Source organism: Microbacterium lushaniae (genome assembly GCF_008727775.1).
In the GTDB taxonomy this organism is placed as follows: Bacteria; Actinomycetota; Actinomycetes; order Actinomycetales; family Microbacteriaceae; genus Microbacterium; species Microbacterium lushaniae.
On record NZ_CP044232.1, the window covers coordinates 2,654,972 to 2,674,649 of the forward strand.

A 19,678-nucleotide genomic window follows, 5' to 3' on the forward strand; every position below is an offset into this window, starting at 1 on the left:
AGCATCGCTTCGTCCCTACGTCACTACCTCCGCAGGGACCGCCGCGTGACGGCTCCGGGTGCGCGTAGCAGGACCGACCTACGTTCGCATAGGGCTGTAGCGGGCATGCCTTCCGATTAGCGCGGCGCGGTGAGAATCTCGGCGGCGCCCGTGGTGATCGCGATGGTGTGCTCGCTGTGCGCTGTGCGACAGCCTGTAGCGCTGCGAAGGGTCCATCCGTCCGGGTCAGTGATCAGAGCGTCCGTGTCTTCCATCACCCAGGGTTCGAGGGCGAGAAGCAGACCGGGGCGCAGCTTGTACCCACGGCCAGGGCGTCCAGTATTCGGTATGTGCGGGTCGCCGTGCATGACGGAACCGATCCCATGTCCGCCGAACTCCGTGTTGATCGAGTACCCGGCTTCCTCGAGCACGGAGCCGATGGCGTACGAGATGTCGCCGATACGGTTCCCCGGACGAGCTGCGTCGATGGCGGCCGCAAGAGCGTTCTCGGTGGCCTCGATGAGTCGGATACTGCTTGCGGGTTTGGTCGGCCCGACGATGAAGCTGACTGCGGCATCCGCGGCCATCCCATTCTTGAGGACCGCGAGATCCAGGGTGACAAGGTCCCCATCCCGGAGCGCGTAGTCATGCGGCAACCCGTGAAGAACCGCGTCGTTCACGGCCATACAGATGTAGTGCCCGAAGGGCCCGTTGCCGAACGACGGCGCGTAATCGACGTAGCAGGACTGCGCGCCAGCCGCCACGATGAGCTTGCGCGCCCACTCATCGATATCCAGGAGGTTCACCCCTACAGTGGACCGCTCGCGCAATTCGTGCAGTATGTTCGCGACCACTGCGCCAGCGGACCGGGCACGGTCGACCTCCGATGAACGGAAGATCTCGATCATCAAGCGCTCCAACCAGTTCGGTATTAAAGTACCGGTCAAACTATACCGATACGCTCGACCTCATGATGGTTCGCTTGCCACACACCCCGGAGGATATCGAGCGTGGCCGGCGCCTAGGCGCTCTTCTGCGGCAGGCGCGAGGGAGCCGCTCGATCCTCGAAGTTGCGTCCATGGCAAGGATCTCGCCCGAGACACTGCGGAAGATCGAGACCGGCCGCTTGGTCACCCCTTCCTTCGCCACTGTCACCGCAGTCGCATCCGCGCTCGACCTCTCACTCGACTCACTCGCCGAAGAGTCCAGCATGCCGGGCGCAGAAGCAGGTCAGCCCCTGACCGCTTGACGCTGAAAGCCGTACGCAAGAGGACCCTCAAACGGTGACAGTAAGGATCAGCGCGCGACGGACGCCTGCCGATCACTGAGGCAACGACGTACGGTGGATGCGTCGTTGGGAGTGCAGATGCTCGATGTTGCCGGTGCGGCTGATGCGCCAGACGGAGTGATCGGGGTCGTTCGTGAAGCTATCGCTCGTGATCTGCTGTCGAATGTCGACTCGCTGGCTGCGGGTTTAGAGACCGCGGGCTGGGTTCGCTCGACGGAGGCTGGTTTGTGGCGACTCAAAGCTCATCCCGAGTGGGTTGTTGTCTCCTCCGGCCACGCACCGAACGTGTCGATTTTCGTGAACGGTTCAGACGAGGCGGTGTTGGGCACTGCAGAGCGGGTACGCGATGAGCTCGATGCTGGAGCCGCGCGCACCCTTGAGCGTTCCGCTGTGGACCCGGACTGGACTATGTGGTCAGGGGGCAGCGTCGTCGTCTCACTCAACGCCACGACGGCTCGTCGTCGCGGCGACGTCATGGTGTCGGCGGTTATGCAGCTGGCGATCGAGCGGAGCGATGCTCCTTCGGAAGGCTTGGCGCCGGATCCGGAGCTGGCGCGTCGGATAGCTCGGGCGGGGTCGCCGCTGCAACGGTGGTACCTCGCCGCGGAGCGTGAACTTCCAAGTGACGTCGTGTCGCTGCTGAACAGCGATGAGGATCCCGATGTATCGGCGGCGATGGAAGTCAGGGTTGCCGCGCCTGCTGAACGTCTCGAATAGCGACCGTCTCAAGGGCGCGTAGTAAGCAAGGCGTTCAGGTCGACGACGAATGCAGCGAATCGCGCGCTATCAATGATGCTGAGAGGCTCACCAAACCAGCGAGTCCAGATCGCGTCTACGTCCGCTGCTTCGATGCGGCCGTCGTTGATCAGGTGGCTAGCGAGCGGCCCAGCCTCAGAGCTGTACTCGTCTGCCGGTGCGCCGTCCGCGCGCCCGGGTTCAAGGCCGTAGGGATCGAGATCGTTCAGTAGTTCGAGCACAGCTGCATAGATCGACTTCCAGGTTCGATCCCCGCCGCTCACGAATACATCCTGACGCACTCGCTGAGCGCCCGCTCGGCCACCGGCTTGCGGGCGATCTCGCCGCGAAGCCTCCGGGCCGCTGACATGATGTGCGAGTGGAATCCCTTGCCGACTCGCCCGCTCTTGAAGTCAATCGATCCCATGCCTCCCGGGCAATCGCGGAGGCGTTGAAGTGCCCGGGTAATGCGCGAGTTGGAGCGGTCATCGCGCGCGGTGACACCATCCTCGCGACTGGCTTCAGAGGAGAATTGGACGGTCTTCATGCCGAGCAGGTTGCACTGGTCAAGGCTGAGGACCGGGGCCTCAATGTGAGAGGCGCGACGCTCTTCACCACGCTGGAACCGTGCGCAAACTCTCGTACCAGGCGAGTCCCTTGTGCGGAGCTAATTGCCTCCGCTGGCATTGGCGAAGTCCACATCGGTGAGTACGACCCGAACCCTCAGATATACCGCCGCGGTTGGAAGCAACTCCGCGATCACGGTGTCGCGCTGCGAGACTTCCCAGCCGATCTCCGTGAAAGCGCCCACCAGGCCGGACACAACTTCACGAAGCTCTTTACCCGCGGGTACGGGATGAGCGCGGGCGCGAAGTTCGACTTCACGCAGAACGGCGGACGCTTCACAATCGCTGTGGACGAGGATGAGGGCTCGCCGGCCTGGGGGACGGAGTGGAGCAACTGCGGAGCTCGCGCGATCTACCTATACGGAGGGCAGTCTGGAATTGTGGCTCTTGCGCGGTACGCAGAGCAGTTCGACGAGATCGACGATCCTGACGCGCTCGACTACGGTCACCACTCGCCAAAGATTGCCGTCGGATCCATTGGAGTGATGCGAAACGAGCACGGGCACGTGCTCTGCAAGGTCACTGCGATCGAGCCGACCGAGGACTACGGGGGCACGGGGCACGTGTCGGTCACGATCAATTGGCAGATCCGCTTACGTTAGCCTGCGGCGCCGGCCGCGCGAGCAATGAATGGACTTGCCGGCGCGCGGGCATCGGGCGACACTTCGCCGATCTCGCCCGCGCTCCCGGGCAGAGGGGCGTGAGCGGACCGTCGGGTTTGTGGGCGACACGCCGTTGAACTTTCGAGAGCCTGCTGGTGCGCAGGCCGCATCACGGCGAGCTTCGATGACGACAGTGCCGTCAGATATGCGACCCCTTAGGCGCTGACCTCGCGAAGGCTCGGGACATTTGTTTTGGCGTCAACGAGCGATTGCGATGTCGGTCCCTCTCGCTATGGTGGAGCCCTCGCGCTCGAGAAGGACCTGGAGATGGGCGCGCAGCCAAAGCGCCGCCCGCGACGCCCCGTCTACGCGCACCGCCCGGATATCGACCGGTAATCGTGCAGCCCACGCTTTAGGCGAACGGAGAACGCGGGCTGAACACGGATTGGTGGCTGTCCGTCCACGACCACGCCTTCGATCTCGCTGTCGTAGTCAACGTCCATCGGGATGAAGCTGCCGTGAAAGAACAGGCCGGACTCGCGTGGGCCGTGGCGCGTTAGGTTAGCCAGTCCACGCTATCGACGTGTGCTCGCGAAGACTCAACCCGTCTCAGACCAGTTCGCGCATCGAGGGGCGTCACGGTGTAATCCCTGTTCGCAGAGATGCACCCCCGGCTCCGCACGCAGCCCCACCGCCCACTTCACACAGCATCCCGGGGGCGGCACCGGATCTCCCTCCGGTGTGTGATCTGCGCACGTCAGGACGGACTGCGCTCGACGGCGAAAAAGTTTGGCAACTGGCAGGCGAGACCTTTGCGTATCGCTGGCGAAAATCATGCGTTCGCGTCCTTCCTCGACAGCGTCGCGCACCAATCCCAGCATCTTTCCGTCGGCAACCTTGATCACAGCCTTTTCCCCGACCAGATCGTGCGTAAGTGCCACAACACGATAGGGGCTGATGGGCCACAGGATGTACGGCGCGAGCTGCAGGTCCGGACGCTCGGAACGCTCGAAGGGAACCAGAACGGGTGCATCGCACGTCCAGAAACGTCCCGCGGGATCCGTCCACACTTCGATCTGGCGCGTAATGAAGACATCGGCGGCACCCCACATCGCTTCGAACAGCGAACGCGTGTGAAATCCGGCTTCTCGGTGAGGAGCATCCGGATCGTTGTCGATGGAGGCGAAGTGCTCTGGGTCCTGTGCGACCAGCCATCGATTGTACTGCCGCTGTAGGCGACGCGTCTGGGGCGTGCGCATGCGCTGCATAGCCATCGAGACGCCGAGTCCGAGCAGATCGTCGAACCGAAGCTCTTCGGGATCGTCAAGCGTGTTGAAGAGTCGCTGTACCCGACGTAGCTCTGCATCGACCACGCCAAACATGAGCTCTACGCGGTTGTGCGGTACTCCGCCCGGACCGACGACACGGTGAAAGTTCTCTTGCACGCACGCGTCGGCAATCCCGACGAGGCGGACAGCATGGTCAGCAGTGTCGAGCATCCATACACGTTTACCGTCCGAGGACCACTCGCGCAGGTAGGAGCGCGGAACGAAGTGGTGGCGCCGGCTAGGAGTATCTGGAAGCTCCCGCTGCGCCGCGAGGCGAAGCATGTACTGCTGCGCGTCACCTTCGAGATGCCGTCCACCATCCGTAAGTGGAACCCTGCCCCACGGGTTGCGCGTGCGGCTGACTACGCGCCACTCTCTGTCAGCGAACGCCCCCGGCATCAGTCCCCCTGCACGCAACCTCGACACGAGGTCCGTCGAGCGTACCGGCAGCAAAGACGAGCGTAGACATTCGTGGGGCCTCGCGCAGGACACGATTCGCCGGCGTTGTTCGTCAGCGGGCACGGCGGAACCGTACCCATCCCGAATCGGTACCGAGGGTCAGGCGCCTCGATCTCCTTGTGGCACCAAACAACCGCCTCCACGAACGTTTCGAACCACGCCACCGGATATCGGTGCTGCAGTTCGAGCGCGTGACCATCCGTTCGCAACATGAGCAGGGTTTCGCAGGTCATGCGGCTGACCCCCGGCGCGTCGCGGTGAAGAAGGAACCGCGGGCTGAGGACATCGTCGGGCACGAGGTGCGTGCGAGTCGCCACCTGGATGGTGCGGATAGATAGATCGGTGCCCTTCTGCGGCCTGCCAGAATCGCACGTCGTGTCTCCGACTCCCGCGCCGTGGGTGGTCTGCCACTATCGAGTCGTGCCCGATACCGAACCGTCAGCCGAGCTCGTCGCGCCCCCGCTGGTCGCCTACGCCTTCGAGGCAGTCAACCCGGTCCTGCTCGGAATGGATGAAGAGACGTGGATTCCCACGCAGCAGGTGAACCTCGCCCGGGCGATCCTCGCTTTGACGGCCGTCGACATGACGAAGGTCGTGCTGGTCGTCACCGGTGACATGGTCGCGTCCACCCGTGAGCGGCTTGAGCCGCACCTGCGGGATGCGTTCAGTGACGAGCGCGGCGCCGGCACGTTGGGCGGGAAGACCATGAACGTGGGCGATGAAGTTCATGTGCTTATGCCGTTCTGGTTCTATGTTGACGCCGACGCCGCAGCGAGCATGCAGCCCGGGGAGGAGGCGGACGAGTTCTCCGCCAACACCGAGGGACGGGTCGCGCTCGCACGGCGAATCATTGTCCCCGAGGCCCAGCATGTGCGCATGACGCAGAAAGGCGAGGCCGGTGTCGACCTCAGTGGCACGGATCGTGCTCGACGCGACTTCCTCTTCCTCGCCCACGACGTTCTGGACGAGTACAGGGCCGAGCTCGGCGTCGCTGCGGACTTCCGAGAGGCCTTCGAGTACGAGGTAGCCGCCGAGACGCTCCCTGCATTCCGTGAGGGGCTGAAGCGGGCGGTGCGCGAGAACCAGCGCCACCGGAACGTCGAGACTCTGATGGACGCGGTGCTCGCGCAGGCGCAGCATGCGTGGAAAGCTCTCGCTAACGTCGCCGCCGCGCGACGAGTCGGCGCGGTCACTGAACCTCTCAGCGCGAGCGGCACTGATTGGGACGAACTCGCCGCGCCGTACTGGGATCGGCTCGAGGAGCTCCTCGGAATGACGCCGACGCCGGCCGAGCAGTTCACACCCGAAGCGCAGCGTCCACTCATGAAGGCGTTGGCGGACCTGTTCGACGAATGGCTCCGCGGGCTCGGCTTCTTGTGGCGCGACATCGACGGCGGTCGCAACGCGGAGTTCAAGATCACGTCGCGGCACATCTCGGGCTGATCGCACCCCGGTCTCGACACCGGCTCGACGTGCACGTAAGCCGATCGGTTTCCGGGCGGTGAAGGAACCGATCCTTGACGGCTCATGACGGCTTCTGTGATCAGCGCGAGGGTGTCCGTAACCTCTTGAGGTAGATCTGGGGGCCCGTTTGGACAGAATGAGTCGGTTTCGTCATGTAGTAGGTGAAAGCCGTTTCGGGCTGAGGAGATCCGCATGAACGACATCGACTTTGAACAGATGCTCCGCGAGTCGTCACCACCGGTGACAACCCCGATGGGCATGGATGCGCATCAGGAACGAATTCTTCGCGAGGCTCAAACTCGGCGGCCGCGACGGGGGAAGCGGCTCCTTGCCGCAGCAGGTCTATCGGTTCTCTTGATTGGTGGTGGATCTGCCGCGCTTGCGGGAAACGGGTTCCAGACACCTTGGGGCTGGATGGCGGAGAACGTGTTCGAGGTTCCTCTGGACAACGGTTCGCGCTGTTATCAAGGTATGCGAATCGAGTACGCCACGGGGTACTCGAAAGACTCGCCGATGGCTCGTGATGCCCGAGAAATCCTCGAGTCGATCGATGTCGAGGCCCTCGCTGCAAACACCAGCGCGAAGGAAGCCGAGCTTAGGGAAAAGCTGGTCGCTCAGGAGATGAGTGACGCGGACTGGAAGCAAGAGGCAGTGTTCGATCTGGTGTGGGATCAGCTGGCGGCTGAGCTCGTCGAACGCGGTTACTCGACGGACGACGCGTGGCCGATCTCTTTGCATGGCCAGAGAGATCAGTGCCGCCAGTGAGCGTCGATCAAACCTCCGTGGTCATGGAAGCGGTGCTCCGCGAGAACCAAGGTGCCTTGCTCGGCTACTTCCAACGTCGCATTCCTAACTCGGAGGATGCTGCAGAGGCGTACGGCGAACTTCTCCTGACCGCCTGGCGTATCCGTCGGCGCATGCCGAAGGATCCGCTCCACGCACGGATGTGGCTATACGGCGTCGCGAGGAACATCGTCCGAAGCGAGCAACGGACTCTCGCCCGTCACTCTGACGCCGTCAAGCAGCTGCGCGCCCAAGCCTCCCTTGACATCTCCGCAGTGCCAGACGGTGAACACGCAGACCTGAGAGATGCGATCGCCGCTCTCGATGAAGAAGATGCCGAACTCATCCGCCTCACCTACTGGGACGGGCTCCCATCGCACGAGGCGGCGGCAATCCTCGGGATCAACCCCTCCACGGCGCGGTCCCGGCTAACGAGGCTCAAGACAGCGCTACGCGCGGCTGTCGAGGAAAGCACAGCTCAGATCGGAGAGCGTCATGTATGAGCCCCGTCCAGGCGACATCGAACTTCCACCGACAGAACCTGTCGTCATTCCAATGTCGGACCGCTCGCCGGTTGGACCTCTGCCGTTGAACAACAGCCCCCACTGAGCCGTAGAAGGATCCGAATCGCGCGCCTGCCACGCTGGCGGATCCATCCGATGCGGTCGGGACGGTCTGGGCGATCGGTGGCGGTGAGGCTCGTCTGCCGTTGAGGATCCGAACTCGTCCGCACCGAGGACGTGTTCGCCGGCTGCGGGGAAATGCGTCTGATCTCACACTCCTGGTTGAGGACCACCGCCGAGGGGTCATGGGTGTCGTGCTCGGCTCCGGACGGTCCACGTGACAACAATCTGACAACATCTGAACCAGAACCAACCAAATTGAACCCGACCGAACATGCTCTATATCCGCGTATTTCCGCGGTTTTCCGCAGTTCCGAATCACTGTGAGAAGTGCCGTGCGTGGGTTCGAGCCCCACGGGGCCCACCGCACTTCGACTTCCGCCGTACCCGCTTCCGTGCGCAGCGGTACAGCGAGCCGCCCCAGCAGCGGACTCTTCGCGGTCGTGAGACCGACTCGGAGTCAGGGCAGGTGCCCGCCACCACCGACCCGCACGGCAATCCCACCGATAATGAAACGGTGGAGCCGTGGCAGATGCGCGAGTGGTTCGGCGACTACCTCGATGCCTGCAACCGGCACGACCTCGAGGCCATCCGCTCCTTCGTGGATCCGGCGGTGCGGCGTGCGCACCTTCCCGGCGGCGCTGACGCGTGGGTGGATGACATGGCCGACCTCTTCTCCGCGTTTCCCGACTGGCGCTGGCGCCGCATCCAACTCATCGTCGAAGACGACCGCGTGGCGGCACACCTCCGCGGAAGCGGCACGCACCTCGGAGCCTTCCGCGGCATCGCACCGACCCGTCGGCACGCGAACGTCGCCGAGTTCGCTATGTATCGCGTGGCGAAGGGGCGCATCACCGAGTTCTCCGGCTTGACCGACCTTCACGAGCTCCTCGGTCAGCTCCAGGGCTAGAGGCGCCGCCAACGCCGCTCAGCCCGCGCCGTACGCCTCCGGATGCACGTGGGCGGTGGATGCTGCCGCCACCAGCTTCGACACCGGGCACCGCGCGTGCGCGGCGGCGAGGATGTCCGCGGTCTCATCCATCGACGCGCCTTCCGCCGAGAGGTAGGCGTCCACAAGGAATTCGTACCCCGAGCCCGCGGGGGACGGATGCAGCTCCACCTCCACGCGCACCGCGGTGCGCCGCTCCCCCGCGACCACCGCTTGCGCCGTGGCGTTCAGGCACGTGACCCACGCCAGCGCGAGCAGCTGCTCCGGATTGGATGCAGCGGGATCGAAGTCCGGCGCCAGTGGAGACGACACCGCCACCTCGAGTCCACCGATCACACTGCTGACACCGTCCCCGCCATCGCGGTTGACGGCGGCCGTCCGGTACCTCGCACTCACAGGGGAAGTATAGTTGGACGCGATACATAAACTTCTCCGGCGCACCCCGGACCTGAAAGGACAACACGACGCGATGGTCTCCACCGGCACCGCGATCGTGGAGTTCCAGGACGTCACCAAGCACCACGACGCAGGCTCCGATGCGCGCCCGGCGCTGGACGGCATCAGCCTCAGCATCCGGCAGGGCGAGATCTTCGGGGTCATCGGCGAGAGCGGCGCGGGCAAGACCACGCTCCTCGAACTCATCAACGGGCTGACGACGCCGACGTCCGGCTCCCTCACCGTGCAGGGCGTGGATGTCACCCGGCTGCGCCGCCGCGGACTGCGCCGGCTGCGGCAGGGCATCGGTGTCGTGTTCCAGGGAATCCACCTCCTGAGCAATCGCACGGTGCGGGCCAACGTCGCCCTCCCCCTGCAGCTCGCACACCGAGGCGACGGCGCGGCCCTCACGCGCGCCGAGGAGCGCGGCGCCGTCGACGAGATCCTCGCGTTCGTGGGGCTGTCGCACCGCGCCGACCACTTCCCCGCACAGCTCAGCGGCGGCGAGCGGCAGCGCGTGGGACTGGCCCGGGCGCTGGTCTCCCGGCCCGCGCTCCTGCTGTGCGATGAGCCGACCTCGTCGCTGGATGCCTCGACCACCGCCGAGATCCTGCGGGTGCTCTCCGATGCCCGAGACAAGCTCGGCACCACCGTGGTGGTCATCACGCACGACCTGGATGTCGTCAAGGCGATCTGCGACCGTGCGGCTCTTCTCGAGCGGGGGCGCCTGCGCGAGCTGATCCCGGTCATCAAGAGCGACTACCGCAGCCTGCCGACCTACTACGAGCAGGTCAAGCGGGAGCTGATGCCGTGAACGCGGTGTCCGAACTCCTCTCCGAGTACGGCGGCGACATGCTGGAGGCCCTCGGCGAGACCGGCTACATGCTGCTGGTCTCTCTGCTGTCCGCCGTACTGATCGGGCTGCCGCTGGGGATGGTCGTCTTCCTCACCCAGCGCGGCGGAATCGCGGAGAACCGGGCGGTGTGGTCGGTGGCGAACATGTACATCAACATCGTCCGCTCCTTCCCCTTCCTCCTGCTGGTGGTCTTCCTCATCCCCTTCACCCGCTTCGTGATCGGGACGAGCTTCGGCACGCAGGCCGCGACCCTGCCGCTGTGCTTCGTGGCGGTGGCCATCTACGCGCGCCTGGTCGAGCAGATCCTCCGCGAGATCCCGCCGGGCATCTCGCGCGTCGCGGTGGCGATGGGCGCCACGGTGCCGCGGGCGGTGTTCCGCGTCCTGCTGCCGGAGGCGCGGTCGGGCCTCGTCTACGCCCTGACCTCCGCCGCGATCAGCCTGCTGTCCTACTCCACCGTCCTCGGCGTGGTCGGCGGCGGCGGGATCGGCGACTTCGCGATGCGGTACGGCTACCAGGAGTACAACGACGTCCTCATGTACATCACGATCGTCATCATCATCGCGTGCGTCCTCGCCATCCAGGCGGTCGGTCATCGCACCTCCGTGCGGCTGGATCATCGCTGATCCCGGCCACGCCACCGAGCCACCCAGGAAAGAAGGAACACATGAGATCGTCTCGAGTCAGCATCGTCGCATCCGCGCTGGGAGCGGTGCTGGTCCTCGCCGGCTGCGCCTCCGGCGGAGGGGATGCGGCGGGCGATGACACCGCCCCGGTCACGCTCCAGGTCGCGGCGGTCACCTCGCCGATGACGGATGTCGTGGAGGCGGCGGCGGATGCCATCGACGACGGGTACGAGATCGAGCTCGTCGAGGTCTCCGACTACGTCACCGCCAACACGATCCTCAACGACGGAGACGTGTACGCGAACTTCTCGCAGCACGTGCCCTACATGGAATCGTTCAACGCCGGCAACGACGGAACGCTCGTGGGCGTGCAGCCGGTGTACAACTTCGTCATCGCGTTCTACTCCAAGACGCTCACCGACATCGCCGAGCTCCCCGCCGGCGCCACGGTGGCGATCCCGGACGATCCGTCCAACACCGGACGCGCGCTCAAGCTCCTGGACGCCGAGGGGATCATCACGCTGGACGCTGCGGTCGACCCGTACGAGGCGACCGTGGCCGACATCGCCGACAACCCGAAGGACCTGGAGTTCCTGCAGGTGCCGATCAGCTCGCTCAACGCCGCCTACGACGAAGCCGACCTCGTCTTCCAGTGGCCCTCGCACATCGCAGCCCTCGGTCTCACCCCACAGGATGACGGCCTCCTCACCGAGCTCGACGACACCTTCGCGCTCAACCTGGTCGTCCGCGAAGAGGACGAAGGCTCGGAGGCGACCGCGGCGCTGACGAAGGCGTTCACCAGCGACTCCGTCCGCGAGGTGATCGAGTCCAACGCCACGATCGAGGTCGCGTTCTGACGGCTGCGGGCGGGTGAAAGGATGAGGCGTGCCCGCCGTCACCGCCCTCTACCGCTACCCGGTGAAAGGCTTCACGCCCGAGCGACGGGACGAGCTCATCGTGCAGGCCGACGGACGCGTCGCCGGTGACCGGGTGCTCGCCTTCCGCTTCGCCGCCGCATCCGAACCCGAGATGCGCGACGGGCGGGAGTACTGGCCGAAGGACCGCGGGCTCTCGCTCATGGAGTTCCCCTCCCTGGCCCGCCTGCGGCTGGAGTACGACCACGTCGAGTTGCGCGTGCGACTGTCGGCCGGTGAACGCGTGGTGGCCGACGCGGGTCTCGATGCGGCGGGGCGCCGCGAACTCGAGGAGGCGGTCACGTCCTTCCTCGCCGAAACGCCGGACGCGCGACGCCTCGCCGGCGACGGCATCCTGCCCCTCCGGCTCGTCGGCGACGGGATGATCTCGCGGTTCCAGGATCGCCCCCGCGGATTGGTGTCGCTGCACGGCACGGCGTCCGTGGCGGCAGTGGATGCGGCGGTGCCCGCGCCCGTCGATGACCGCCGGTTCCGCTCCAACATCGTGATCGACGGGACGGCCCCGTGGGAGGAGCTCGACTGGGCCGGGCACGTGCGGATCGGCGAGGTGGGGTTCGAGGTGCAGCGGCCCATCGGACGCTGCGCGGCCATCATGGCCAACCCCGACACCGGCGAGCGCGACGCGCGCCTCCTCCGCATCCTCACCACCGACTTCGACCAGGCGGAGCCCACCCTCGGGATCCTGCTGCTCCCCCTCGACGGCGGCGGTGCTGTCCGCGTCGGTGATGCGATCACCTTCGACAGCACACGGTGAGCCGGCGGAGGGTGGCCGGGGACGCCGAGCCGGTGACCAGCACCGGCTCGGCGGCTATGACCGGGTGCGGCGCCGCATGACGACGATGAGGACGACCACGCCGGCCACAACCACGAGACCGATTGCAGCTCCCACCAGCACGGGCATCGCGGACAGAGCGGCCGACGACTCCTGCGCGTCCGCCGCCGGGGCCTCCGTGGGGGCAGCGCTCGGGGGCTCGGGCACGGTCACCGTGGTCGTCGCCGTCTCCAGCCATGCAAACCGGCAGGTCCGGCTCGCCCAGTGGCCGTCCGGCCACGTGTGTATGCGGCAGAGCTCATCGAGTTCGGCGGAGGGCTCGTATGAGAACCCGTAGGGCGTGACGAACAGCTCGTGCTCGCCGGGCCCCATCACGTCGATCGGGATCCGTACGGTCACGATCCCGGTCTCCTCGTCGCCCATCGACGGAGTATGCTCCCACGCCCATTCCCACTCTTCCGGGTGCTCGTAGGCGCACGCCTCTTCGATCTCCTCCCAGGTGTCAGGGGCGATTGTCCATTCCTCGCCCGTGACGCCCGATAATGCATGGAACTCGTCGTATGAGGGCGTTCCCGCGGCGATCTCCTGAATGCGGGATGCCTCGCACTGACGACCCGCTGTGATCGCGTCGACGATGCCGGCGTCGGCGAAATGCGCTTTCGCCTCGTCCTCCGACGCCCACGTCCCCTCAGAACGCTCCCATGTGGCGACATACGGATAGGTCCCGTCGCTCCACTGGAGCTGCGCCTCCCAATACACGGTGCCCGGATCGAACTGCTCGTCGGTCTCGTCCGCGGTGTGCAGCTCCACCTCCCCCGTCGTGAGGAACTCCACCGGCGGCGGGGCGGGGGCGGCCATCGCCGATGTCGGAAGGGCAAGCGCGGCGACGGCGATGACCCCCGCGGTGATCAGGTGGGGTGGCTTCATGGGCCCCAGTATCACAGAGAACCGGCCCTATATGCCGGATATCGCACACAAGCCTCCGAGGCAATATGTTTCCACCCCGCCGCCCGTACCGCCAGACTCGGGGCATGGTGTTCCTCGGATTCCACGCCTCGCATGAACAGATTCCGCCCAGCCGGCTCCTCGACGACGTCGTGGCGGCCGAAGCCGCCGGGTTCGACGGCGCGATGTGCTCCGATCACATTGCGCCGTGGGGCGTCCGCCAGGGCGAGTCGGGCTTCGCGCTGAGCTGGCTCGGGGCAGCACTCGCCCGCACCGACTTCTCCATCGGCTTCGTCAACGCCCCCGGCCAGCGCTACCACCCGGTCGTGGTCGCGCAGGCGTACGCGACGCTGGAGGAGATGTTCCCCGGCCGGTTCTGGGCCGCCCTCGGCAGCGGCGAGGCGATGAACGAGCACGTCACGGGGCAGCCGTGGCCGCCCAAGCACGAGCGAAACGAGCGCCTCGCCGAGAGCGTGTCGGTCATCCACCGGCTGCTGCGCGGGGAAGAGGTCGACCACGATGGGCTCGTCCGCGTCCACGAGGCCCGCCTGTGGACGCTGCCGGCCGAACCGCCGCCGCTGTACGCCACCGCCGTGAGCCCCGAGACCGCCGGATGGGCGGCATCCTGGGCCGAGGGCCTCGCAACGGTCCTGCAGACCCCCGACGCCCTCCGCGAGGTCGTCTCCGCCTACGGCTCGGCGGGCGGGAAGGGCCCGCGCATCCTGCAGCTGCATCTGAGCTGGGCCGAGACGGATGCCGAGGCCCTCGCCATCGCGCGCGACCAGTGGAGCAACGGCGTCGTGACACCCCCGGCGACGTGGAACATCGAGCAGCCCGAGCAGTTCGACGCCGCGGCGGGCGAGCCGGAGGATCACGAGTTGCGGGAGGCGCTGTTCATCTCCCCCGACCTCGACGAGCTGGCCGAGCGGATCGCCGAGGTCACGCGGATCGGCTTCGACCGCGTGTACCTCCATCACGTCGGCCAAGATCAGGCGCCGTTCCTCGCGGCGGCGCGCGAGCGCCTGCTCCCGCGAGTGCGGGAGCTGCTGTGAGGATCACCGACACGAGCGACCTGTGGTGGAAGTCCGCCGTCATCTACTGCCTGGATGTGGAGACCTTCCGCGATTCCGACGGCGACGGGGTGGGCGACCTGCAGGGGCTCGCCTCCCGTATCGACTACCTCTCGCAGCTCGGAGTGACGTGCGTGTGGCTCATGCCCTTCTACCCGACGCCCGACCGCGACGACGGTTACGACGTCAGCGACTTCTACGGCGTCGACTCACGACTGGGGACGCACGGCGATCTGGTCGAAGTCATCCGCACCGCTCGCGACCGCGGGATGCGCGTGATCGTCGACCTCGTCGTGAACCACACCTCCGACCGCCACCCGTGGTTCCAGGCCGCCAAGCGCAGCACGTCCTCCCCCTACCGCGACTACTACGTGTGGCGCTCCGACCCGCCCCCCGAGGGAGAGAAGAACCCCGTGTTCCCGGGCGAGGCCGACGGGCTGTGGGAGAAGGACGAGAAGTCGGGCGAGTGGTACCTGCACAGCTTCTACCCGCACCAGCCCGACTTGAACATCGCGAACCCCGCCGTGCGCGACGAGATCGCCAAGGCGATCGGGTTCTGGCTGCAGCTGGGCATCACGGGCTTCCGCGTCGACGCGGTGCCGTTCTTCCTCGAGGTTCCCGAGGGCGAGGAGATGGGCGATCCGCATGACATGCTCCGCGACATCCGCCGCTTCCTGCAGCGACGCTCCAGCGAGGCCGTGCTGCTCGGGGAGGTGAACCTGCCCTACGACCAGCAGGTCGCCTACTTCGGAACCGGCGACGGGCAAGAGCTGACGATGCAGTTCGACTTCGCCGGCATGCAGGCGTTCTACCTCTCGCTCGTGCGCGGCGACCCGGCGCCGCTGGCGGCGGCGCTGTCGTCGCGGCCGGCGCTGCCCGTGGAGGCGCAGTGGGCGAACTTCCTGCGCAACCACGACGAGCTCACCCTCGACCAGCTGAGCGACGACGAGCGCCAGGAGGTGTTCGAGGCACTCGCGCCCGACGAAAGCCAGCGGGTCTACGGGCGCGGGATCACCAAGCGCCTGCCCACGATGCTCGGCGGCGATCCGCGGCGAATCCGCATGGCGTACAGCCTGCTGTTCACCCTCCGCGGCACCCCGGTGCTGTTCTACGGCGAGGAGATCGGCATGGGCGAGAACGCCGAACTCGACAAGCGCCACGCCGTGCGCACGCCGATGCAGTGGTCACCCGACCGCAACGGCGGGTTCTCCAGCGCCCCGCCATCCCGCCTGGTCGCCGCTCCGCCGGGCGACGGATACGCCCCGGCCCACGTCAACGTCGCCGACCAGCTGGAGGACCCCGATTCCCTGCTGCACTTCTTCCGCAACCTGACGAGCCGCTACCGCATCTCCCCTGAGCTGGGGTGGGGCGAGTTCGAGGTGCTGGAGCACGACGTTCCCGGCATCCTCGTGCACTCCCTGCGAGCCGACGTCGGCCGCATGGTCGCGATCCACAACTTCGCCGCCACTCCCGCCACGCTGGCGTTCGCCCTGCAGGATGAGCCGGAAGGCACGGTGCTCGTCGACCTGTTGGCGGCCGACCGCCTGCCGCTCGGAGCCCGCGGCGAGGTCGAGCTGGAGGTATCCGCGTACGGCTACCGCTGGCTGCGGGTGTCTCGGCCCGGCGACGGCCGGGTCACCTGACCGGCTGCCCGACCAGGCGACGGGCTCAGACGCCTGCCTCCGCCAGTTCCCCGCCGGCGCCGGCGATCTCCGCGAGCGCCGCAGCACTGGAATCGGGGTGCACGCCGGCGACCAGGTCGGTGAACACCCGGACGTGACGTCCTGCGGCGAGCGCGTCGAGGGCCGAGGCGCGCACGCAGTAGTCGGTCGCGATGCCGGCCACGTCGATGTCGCGGATGCCGTGTTCGTCGAGCAGTTCGCCGGCGGTGCGGCCGTCGGAATCCACGCCTTCGAACAGTGAGTACGCGGGCTCCCCCTGCCCCTTGCGCACATGGTGGGTCACCGCGGAGGTGTCCAGCAGATCGTCGTACTCCGCCCCTGCCGTGCCGGCGACGCAGTGCACCGGCCAGGAGTCGACGAAGTCGGGGTGGTCGGAGAAGTGCCCGCCGTTGTCGTTGTCCCCGTCGTGCCAGTCACGCGAGGCCACCACGATGTCGTAGTCGCCGGCGTGCGCGGCCAGGAATCGCGACAGGCGCTCGGCCACCGCATCCCCGCCGTCGACGCCGAGAGCGCCGCCTTCGGTGAAATCGTTCTGGACGTCGACGAGGAACAGCGCCTTGCTCATGTCAGAAGCGTACCGACGCTGGACGGGCTCGCGCCCGTCCAGCCGTACTCACAGTCGGCATCACCGACGGCGCAGGGAGCGGCGCGTGGCCGGCTTCGCTCCCGCCGAGCCGGGTTCCGCTTCGACGCTGCGCTCGGAGGGGGTCGCCGAGGCGCCCACAGCGGCCGGCTCGCGCGTCTCGGGGCCCTCGCGCCACAGGCGCTTGGACGGCCACCAGATAGCGCGGCCGATGTCGATGCCGAGAGCCGGCACGAGCAGCGAGCGCACGACGAACGTGTCCAGCAGCACGCCGAACGCGACGATGAACGCGATCTGCGCCAGGAACAGGATCGGGATGACTCCCAGGGCGGCGAAGGTGGCCGCCAGCACCAGGCCGGCGGAGGTGATCACCCCGCCCGTGGACACCAGTCCCCGGCGGATGCCCGAGCGTGTTCCGTGCTGCAGCGACTCCTCCCGCACGCGGGACATCAGGAAGATGTTGTAGTCGATGCCCAGCGCCACGAGGAAGACGAATCCGTAAAGCGGAACCGCCGGGTCGGCGCCCGGGAAGCCGAACACGTAGTTGAACACCAGCGCACTGACACCCAGGGCGGTGCCGAACGACAGCACGGTGCTCAGGATCAGCAGCACCGGCGCCAGGATCGAGCGCAGCAGCAGCATCAGGATGATCAGGACGACCACGAGGATCACGGGGATGATCACGGTCCGGTCGCGGATCGACGTGTCGTTGGTGTCGACGTCGATCGCCGTCTCTCCGCCGACGAGCACGACGCCCTCACCGAACTCCCCGTCGAACCCGGCGCGCAGGTCGCGGATGGTCTGCTCGGCGGCATCCGAATCCGCCGCATCCGACAGCGTCACGGCGAACAGCAGCTCGCCATCGGACACCGTCGGCTCGGGAGCGGGGGTGCCCGGAGGGCCGAAGGCCGTCACCGCGAGCTCGCCATCCTCCAGCACGACGGGGGCCTGACCGGTGGGGGAGTCCTCGACGATGAGCGAGACACTGTCCACGCCGTCGGCGTCTTCCAGCTCCGCGAGGGCGTCGGGCGCGTCGTCCTCGCTGACGAGGACGTAGGTCGGGCTGCCCGTCCCCGCAGCGAAGTGGTCGGCGAGCACGGTCTGGCCGTCGCGGGACTCCGAGTACCCCAGCACGAAGTCGCTGGCCGGCACACCCTCGGCCTTCAGCTGGGTCACGCCGACGCAGCCGGCGAGGAGCACGACGGTGCTGATGATCCACACCGGACGGGCGTGGCGGCTGACGAAGCGCGCCAGCCGCGCCCAGAGGCCCCGGACGGGCTGGGACAGATCGTCGGAGACCTGTGCGGCCGGCTCCTTCGGGATGAAGGGCCAGAATGCGGCCCGGCCGACAACGGCCAGGAGCGCGGGCAGGAACGTCAGCGCCGACAGCATCGCGAAGGCGATGCCGATGGAGGCGATCGGGCCGAGCGCGCGGTTGCTGGCGAGGTCTGACAGCAGCAGGCAGAGCAGTCCCGCGATGACCGTTCCGCCGGAGGCCAGGATCGGCTCCCACGCGCCGCGCCACGCGCGCACCACGGCATCCCACCGCCCCTGCCCGTCCGCGACCGCTTCGCGGAACCGGGCGACGTACAACAGGGCGTAGTCGGTCGCGGCTCCGATCACGAGGATGAAGAGGATCCCCTGCACTTGCCCGTTGAGCACGAAGATCTCGGCCTTGGCGAGCCACCACACCAGCAGCAGGGCCACGCACAGTGCGAACACCGAGGTCATGAGCACGAGGATCGGCAGCAGCGGCGACCGGTAGACGATGACCAGGATGACGAAGACCGCGGCGAGGGCGACGATCAAGAGCAGTCCGTCGATGCCGAGGAAGCCCTCGGCGAGGTCGGCGGTGAACCCCGCCGGACCGGTCACCCACCCGTCGAGCCCCTCAGGGAGGTCGGCGGAGACCACCTCACGCAGCTCGACGACGGTCTCGCGCACCTCGCCTTCGCTGTCGATCGGCACGAAGACCTGCGCCGCCACGCCGTCTTCGCTCACGATCGGCGGGGAGATCTCATCCTGTACGCCCTCGACGGCCGCCAGGTCGTCGGCGAGGGTCTGCAGGTCGGCCAGCTGGTCTTCGGTCAGCTCTCCGTCGCCCTCCACGACGACCACGGCGGGGATGCTCCCCTCACCGAGGAAGTCGGCGAGGCGCTCGTTGACCTGCGTCGCGTCGGCGGACTCGGGCAGGAACGACGACTGGTCGTTGGTGGCGACCTCTTCCACCTTGCCGAAGTACGGTCCACCGATCGCCGCTCCGGCGAGCCACAGCAGGATGAGCACCGCGGGGAGGAAGACACGGAGCCAGCGGGGAGGGCGGAGAGAGGTGCGAGGCGACGCAGACATATCGCTAGCTTATCTAGCAAAATGCCTGTGCGCCATTCGGCCCGGGTCTCAGCGGACGAACAGCATCACTCCCGAGATGACGAGACACACCGCGCCGACCGCCAGCAGCACCGTGGCCAGGAGCACGAGCCCCCGCACCGCGGCCGAATGCCGGGCCGCCCGCATCCGGTTTCGTGACCCGCGCCGCGCGAAAACCTCCGCCGTGTCACGACCGCCCAGTTCGCGCCACTGCGCCGCGGAGATGGGCGCCGAGTTCACCGCATCCTCCTCGTCGAACCAGCGTAGGACGATCTCATCGCCCTCGTGCTCGACGAAGGCGCGCACCGGCACCCACGTGCCGTCCACGAGATACACCACCAGCGCCAGGAGGGCGACCAGTGCGCCCAGACCGAGGCCGATCCAGCTGAGGATCTCGACGATCGCCTCGATCGCGTTCGTCATGTGCCCTCCGGTCGGGGGGAAGTGGAGCCACCTAAGGGAATCGAACCCTTGACCTATTCATTACGAGTGAATCGCTCTGCCGACTGAGCTAAGGTGGCGCGCGCCGCTTGCGCGATGCACGATCATCGATCTTACCTGCTCGCAGAGG

The 19,678-nt window shown here is 66.9% G+C and carries 21 protein-coding genes and 1 tRNA gene; 13 read left to right on the top strand and 9 right to left on the bottom strand.

Features of this window, described 5'->3' with window-relative positions:
* Positions 1 to 116: 116 nt before the first annotated feature.
* Positions 117 to 887, bottom strand: coding sequence for a type I methionyl aminopeptidase (gene map, locus F6J85_RS12745; RefSeq protein WP_135067376.1), 771 nt, complete (start codon positions 885 to 887; stop codon positions 117 to 119).
* A 65-nt stretch (positions 888 to 952) separates the two neighbouring features.
* Here map and F6J85_RS12750 point away from each other — a divergent pair, with 65 nt between their 5' ends.
* Both F6J85_RS12750 and F6J85_RS12755 read left to right on the top strand, forming a co-directional pair.
* On the top strand, positions 953 to 1,228 hold the full coding sequence (locus F6J85_RS12750) for a helix-turn-helix domain-containing protein (RefSeq protein ID WP_150927428.1): 276 nt from the start codon (positions 953 to 955) through the stop codon (positions 1,226 to 1,228).
* 117 nt (positions 1,229 to 1,345) lie between these two features.
* Positions 1,346 to 1,984, top strand: coding sequence for a hypothetical protein (locus tag F6J85_RS12755; protein WP_150925490.1), 639 nt, complete (start codon positions 1,346 to 1,348; stop codon positions 1,982 to 1,984).
* A gap of 8 nt (positions 1,985 to 1,992) precedes the next feature.
* Here the strand turns inward: F6J85_RS12755 and F6J85_RS12760 are convergent, their stop codons facing one another.
* Positions 1,993 to 2,286 carry a hypothetical protein gene (locus tag F6J85_RS12760; RefSeq protein ID WP_150925491.1) on the bottom strand — a complete coding sequence of 98 codons (294 nt, stop codon included), beginning with the start codon at positions 2,284 to 2,286 and terminating at the stop codon, positions 1,993 to 1,995.
* A gap of 95 nt (positions 2,287 to 2,381) precedes the next feature.
* Between F6J85_RS12760 and F6J85_RS12765 the strand changes: the two genes are divergently transcribed.
* On the top strand, positions 2,382 to 3,230 hold the full coding sequence (locus F6J85_RS12765) for a deaminase (protein ID WP_191906601.1): 849 nt from the start codon (positions 2,382 to 2,384) through the stop codon (positions 3,228 to 3,230).
* Positions 3,231 to 3,829: 599 nt separating this feature from the next.
* On the opposite strand, the gene F6J85_RS12770 is transcribed toward F6J85_RS12765, so the two are convergent.
* Positions 3,830 to 4,957: a DUF4238 domain-containing protein gene (locus F6J85_RS12770; RefSeq protein WP_338037107.1), complete on the bottom strand. Its 1,128-nt coding sequence runs from the start codon at positions 4,955 to 4,957 to the stop codon at positions 3,830 to 3,832.
* 480 nt (positions 4,958 to 5,437) lie between these two features.
* On the opposite strand from F6J85_RS12770, the gene F6J85_RS12775 reads away from it, so the two are divergent.
* The 4 genes from F6J85_RS12775 to F6J85_RS12790 all read left to right on the top strand — a co-directional run bounded on the left by F6J85_RS12775 (position 5,438) and on the right by F6J85_RS12790 (position 8,797).
* Entirely contained in the window at positions 5,438 to 6,460 is a 1,023-nt protein-coding gene (locus F6J85_RS12775; protein ID WP_150925497.1) for a hypothetical protein, read from the top strand.
* A 213-nt stretch (positions 6,461 to 6,673) separates the two neighbouring features.
* Complete coding sequence (locus F6J85_RS12780; RefSeq protein ID WP_150925500.1) at positions 6,674 to 7,246, top strand: hypothetical protein; 573 nt, start codon at positions 6,674 to 6,676, stop codon at positions 7,244 to 7,246.
* A 23-nt stretch (positions 7,247 to 7,269) separates the two neighbouring features.
* Positions 7,270 to 7,767 (top strand): RNA polymerase sigma factor, encoded by a 498-nt coding sequence (locus F6J85_RS12785; protein ID WP_150925502.1) that lies wholly within the window; start codon positions 7,270 to 7,272, stop codon positions 7,765 to 7,767.
* Between the two features lie 589 nt (positions 7,768 to 8,356).
* Positions 8,357 to 8,797: an ester cyclase gene (locus F6J85_RS12790; RefSeq protein ID WP_238706956.1), complete on the top strand. Its 441-nt coding sequence runs from the start codon at positions 8,357 to 8,359 to the stop codon at positions 8,795 to 8,797.
* Between the two features lie 18 nt (positions 8,798 to 8,815).
* On the opposite strand, the gene F6J85_RS12795 is transcribed toward F6J85_RS12790, so the two are convergent.
* Entirely contained in the window at positions 8,816 to 9,232 is a 417-nt protein-coding gene (locus tag F6J85_RS12795) for an OsmC family protein (RefSeq protein WP_150925504.1), read from the bottom strand.
* Positions 9,233 to 9,305: 73 nt separating this feature from the next.
* On the opposite strand from F6J85_RS12795, the gene F6J85_RS12800 reads away from it, so the two are divergent.
* From F6J85_RS12800 to F6J85_RS12815, 4 genes are read left to right on the top strand one after another with little or no spacing between them, the layout of a single operon-like run.
* Complete coding sequence (locus F6J85_RS12800) at positions 9,306 to 10,085, top strand: methionine ABC transporter ATP-binding protein (RefSeq protein WP_150925506.1); 780 nt, start codon at positions 9,306 to 9,308, stop codon at positions 10,083 to 10,085.
* Positions 10,082 to 10,753 (top strand): methionine ABC transporter permease, encoded by a 672-nt coding sequence (locus F6J85_RS12805; protein WP_238706957.1) that lies wholly within the window; start codon positions 10,082 to 10,084, stop codon positions 10,751 to 10,753. Before F6J85_RS12800 ends, F6J85_RS12805 begins: the two co-directional genes overlap by 4 nt.
* A 41-nt stretch (positions 10,754 to 10,794) precedes the next feature.
* Complete coding sequence (locus F6J85_RS12810; protein ID WP_150925509.1) at positions 10,795 to 11,610, top strand: MetQ/NlpA family ABC transporter substrate-binding protein; 816 nt, start codon at positions 10,795 to 10,797, stop codon at positions 11,608 to 11,610.
* A 28-nt stretch (positions 11,611 to 11,638) separates the two neighbouring features.
* A complete protein-coding gene (locus F6J85_RS12815) occupies positions 11,639 to 12,442 on the top strand; it encodes an MOSC domain-containing protein (protein WP_150925511.1) in 804 nt (267 codons plus the stop codon).
* A 54-nt stretch (positions 12,443 to 12,496) separates the two neighbouring features.
* Here F6J85_RS12815 and F6J85_RS12820 read toward each other — a convergent pair whose 3' ends face one another.
* A complete protein-coding gene (locus F6J85_RS12820) occupies positions 12,497 to 13,387 on the bottom strand; it encodes a hypothetical protein (protein ID WP_150925513.1) in 891 nt (296 codons plus the stop codon).
* A gap of 104 nt (positions 13,388 to 13,491) precedes the next feature.
* Between F6J85_RS12820 and F6J85_RS12825 the strand changes: the two genes are divergently transcribed.
* Positions 13,492 to 14,457 carry a TIGR03885 family FMN-dependent LLM class oxidoreductase gene (locus tag F6J85_RS12825; protein ID WP_150925515.1) on the top strand — a complete coding sequence of 322 codons (966 nt, stop codon included), beginning with the start codon at positions 13,492 to 13,494 and terminating at the stop codon, positions 14,455 to 14,457.
* On the top strand, positions 14,454 to 16,118 hold the full coding sequence (locus F6J85_RS12830) for an alpha-amylase family protein (RefSeq protein ID WP_150925517.1): 1,665 nt from the start codon (positions 14,454 to 14,456) through the stop codon (positions 16,116 to 16,118). The genes F6J85_RS12825 and F6J85_RS12830 overlap by 4 nt, the downstream gene beginning before the upstream one ends.
* A gap of 25 nt (positions 16,119 to 16,143) precedes the next feature.
* Here the strand turns inward: F6J85_RS12830 and F6J85_RS12835 are convergent, their stop codons facing one another.
* The 4 genes from F6J85_RS12835 to F6J85_RS12850 all read right to left on the bottom strand — a co-directional run bounded on the left by F6J85_RS12835 (position 16,144) and on the right by F6J85_RS12850 (position 19,628).
* On the bottom strand, positions 16,144 to 16,722 hold the full coding sequence (locus tag F6J85_RS12835; RefSeq protein WP_150925520.1) for an isochorismatase family protein: 579 nt from the start codon (positions 16,720 to 16,722) through the stop codon (positions 16,144 to 16,146).
* 60 nt (positions 16,723 to 16,782) lie between these two features.
* On the bottom strand, positions 16,783 to 19,089 hold the full coding sequence (locus F6J85_RS12840) for an MMPL family transporter (RefSeq protein WP_150925523.1): 2,307 nt from the start codon (positions 19,087 to 19,089) through the stop codon (positions 16,783 to 16,785).
* 48 nt (positions 19,090 to 19,137) lie between these two features.
* Positions 19,138 to 19,530, bottom strand: coding sequence for a hypothetical protein (locus tag F6J85_RS12845; RefSeq protein WP_150925525.1), 393 nt, complete (start codon positions 19,528 to 19,530; stop codon positions 19,138 to 19,140).
* 22 nt (positions 19,531 to 19,552) lie between these two features.
* Positions 19,553 to 19,628 (bottom strand) — tRNA-Thr (locus tag F6J85_RS12850).
* Between the last annotated feature and the right edge of the window lie 50 nt (positions 19,629 to 19,678).

Bases quoted from the DNA above. Each gene is read 5' to 3' on its own strand.
- map (WP_135067376.1), bottom strand. From the start codon at position 887: ATGATCGAGATCTTCCGTTCATCGGAGGTCGACCGTGCCCGGTCCGCT.
- F6J85_RS12750 (WP_150927428.1), top strand. From the start codon at position 953: ATGGTTCGCTTGCCACACACCCCGGAGGATATCGAGCGTGGCCGGCGC.
- F6J85_RS12755 (WP_150925490.1), top strand. From the start codon at position 1,346: ATGCTCGATGTTGCCGGTGCGGCTGATGCGCCAGACGGAGTGATCGGG.
- F6J85_RS12770 (WP_338037107.1), bottom strand. From the start codon at position 4,957: ATGCCGGGGGCGTTCGCTGACAGAGAGTGGCGCGTAGTCAGCCGCACG.
- F6J85_RS12780 (WP_150925500.1), top strand. From the start codon at position 6,674: ATGAACGACATCGACTTTGAACAGATGCTCCGCGAGTCGTCACCACCG.
- F6J85_RS12785 (WP_150925502.1), top strand. From the start codon at position 7,270: ATGGAAGCGGTGCTCCGCGAGAACCAAGGTGCCTTGCTCGGCTACTTC.
- F6J85_RS12800 (WP_150925506.1), top strand. From the start codon at position 9,306: ATGGTCTCCACCGGCACCGCGATCGTGGAGTTCCAGGACGTCACCAAG.
- F6J85_RS12810 (WP_150925509.1), top strand. From the start codon at position 10,795: ATGAGATCGTCTCGAGTCAGCATCGTCGCATCCGCGCTGGGAGCGGTG.
- F6J85_RS12820 (WP_150925513.1), bottom strand. From the start codon at position 13,387: ATGAAGCCACCCCACCTGATCACCGCGGGGGTCATCGCCGTCGCCGCG.
- F6J85_RS12825 (WP_150925515.1), top strand. From the start codon at position 13,492: ATGGTGTTCCTCGGATTCCACGCCTCGCATGAACAGATTCCGCCCAGC.
- F6J85_RS12835 (WP_150925520.1), bottom strand. From the start codon at position 16,722: ATGAGCAAGGCGCTGTTCCTCGTCGACGTCCAGAACGATTTCACCGAA.
- F6J85_RS12840 (WP_150925523.1), bottom strand. From the start codon at position 19,089: ATGTCTGCGTCGCCTCGCACCTCTCTCCGCCCTCCCCGCTGGCTCCGT.
- F6J85_RS12845 (WP_150925525.1), bottom strand. From the start codon at position 19,530: ATGACGAACGCGATCGAGGCGATCGTCGAGATCCTCAGCTGGATCGGC.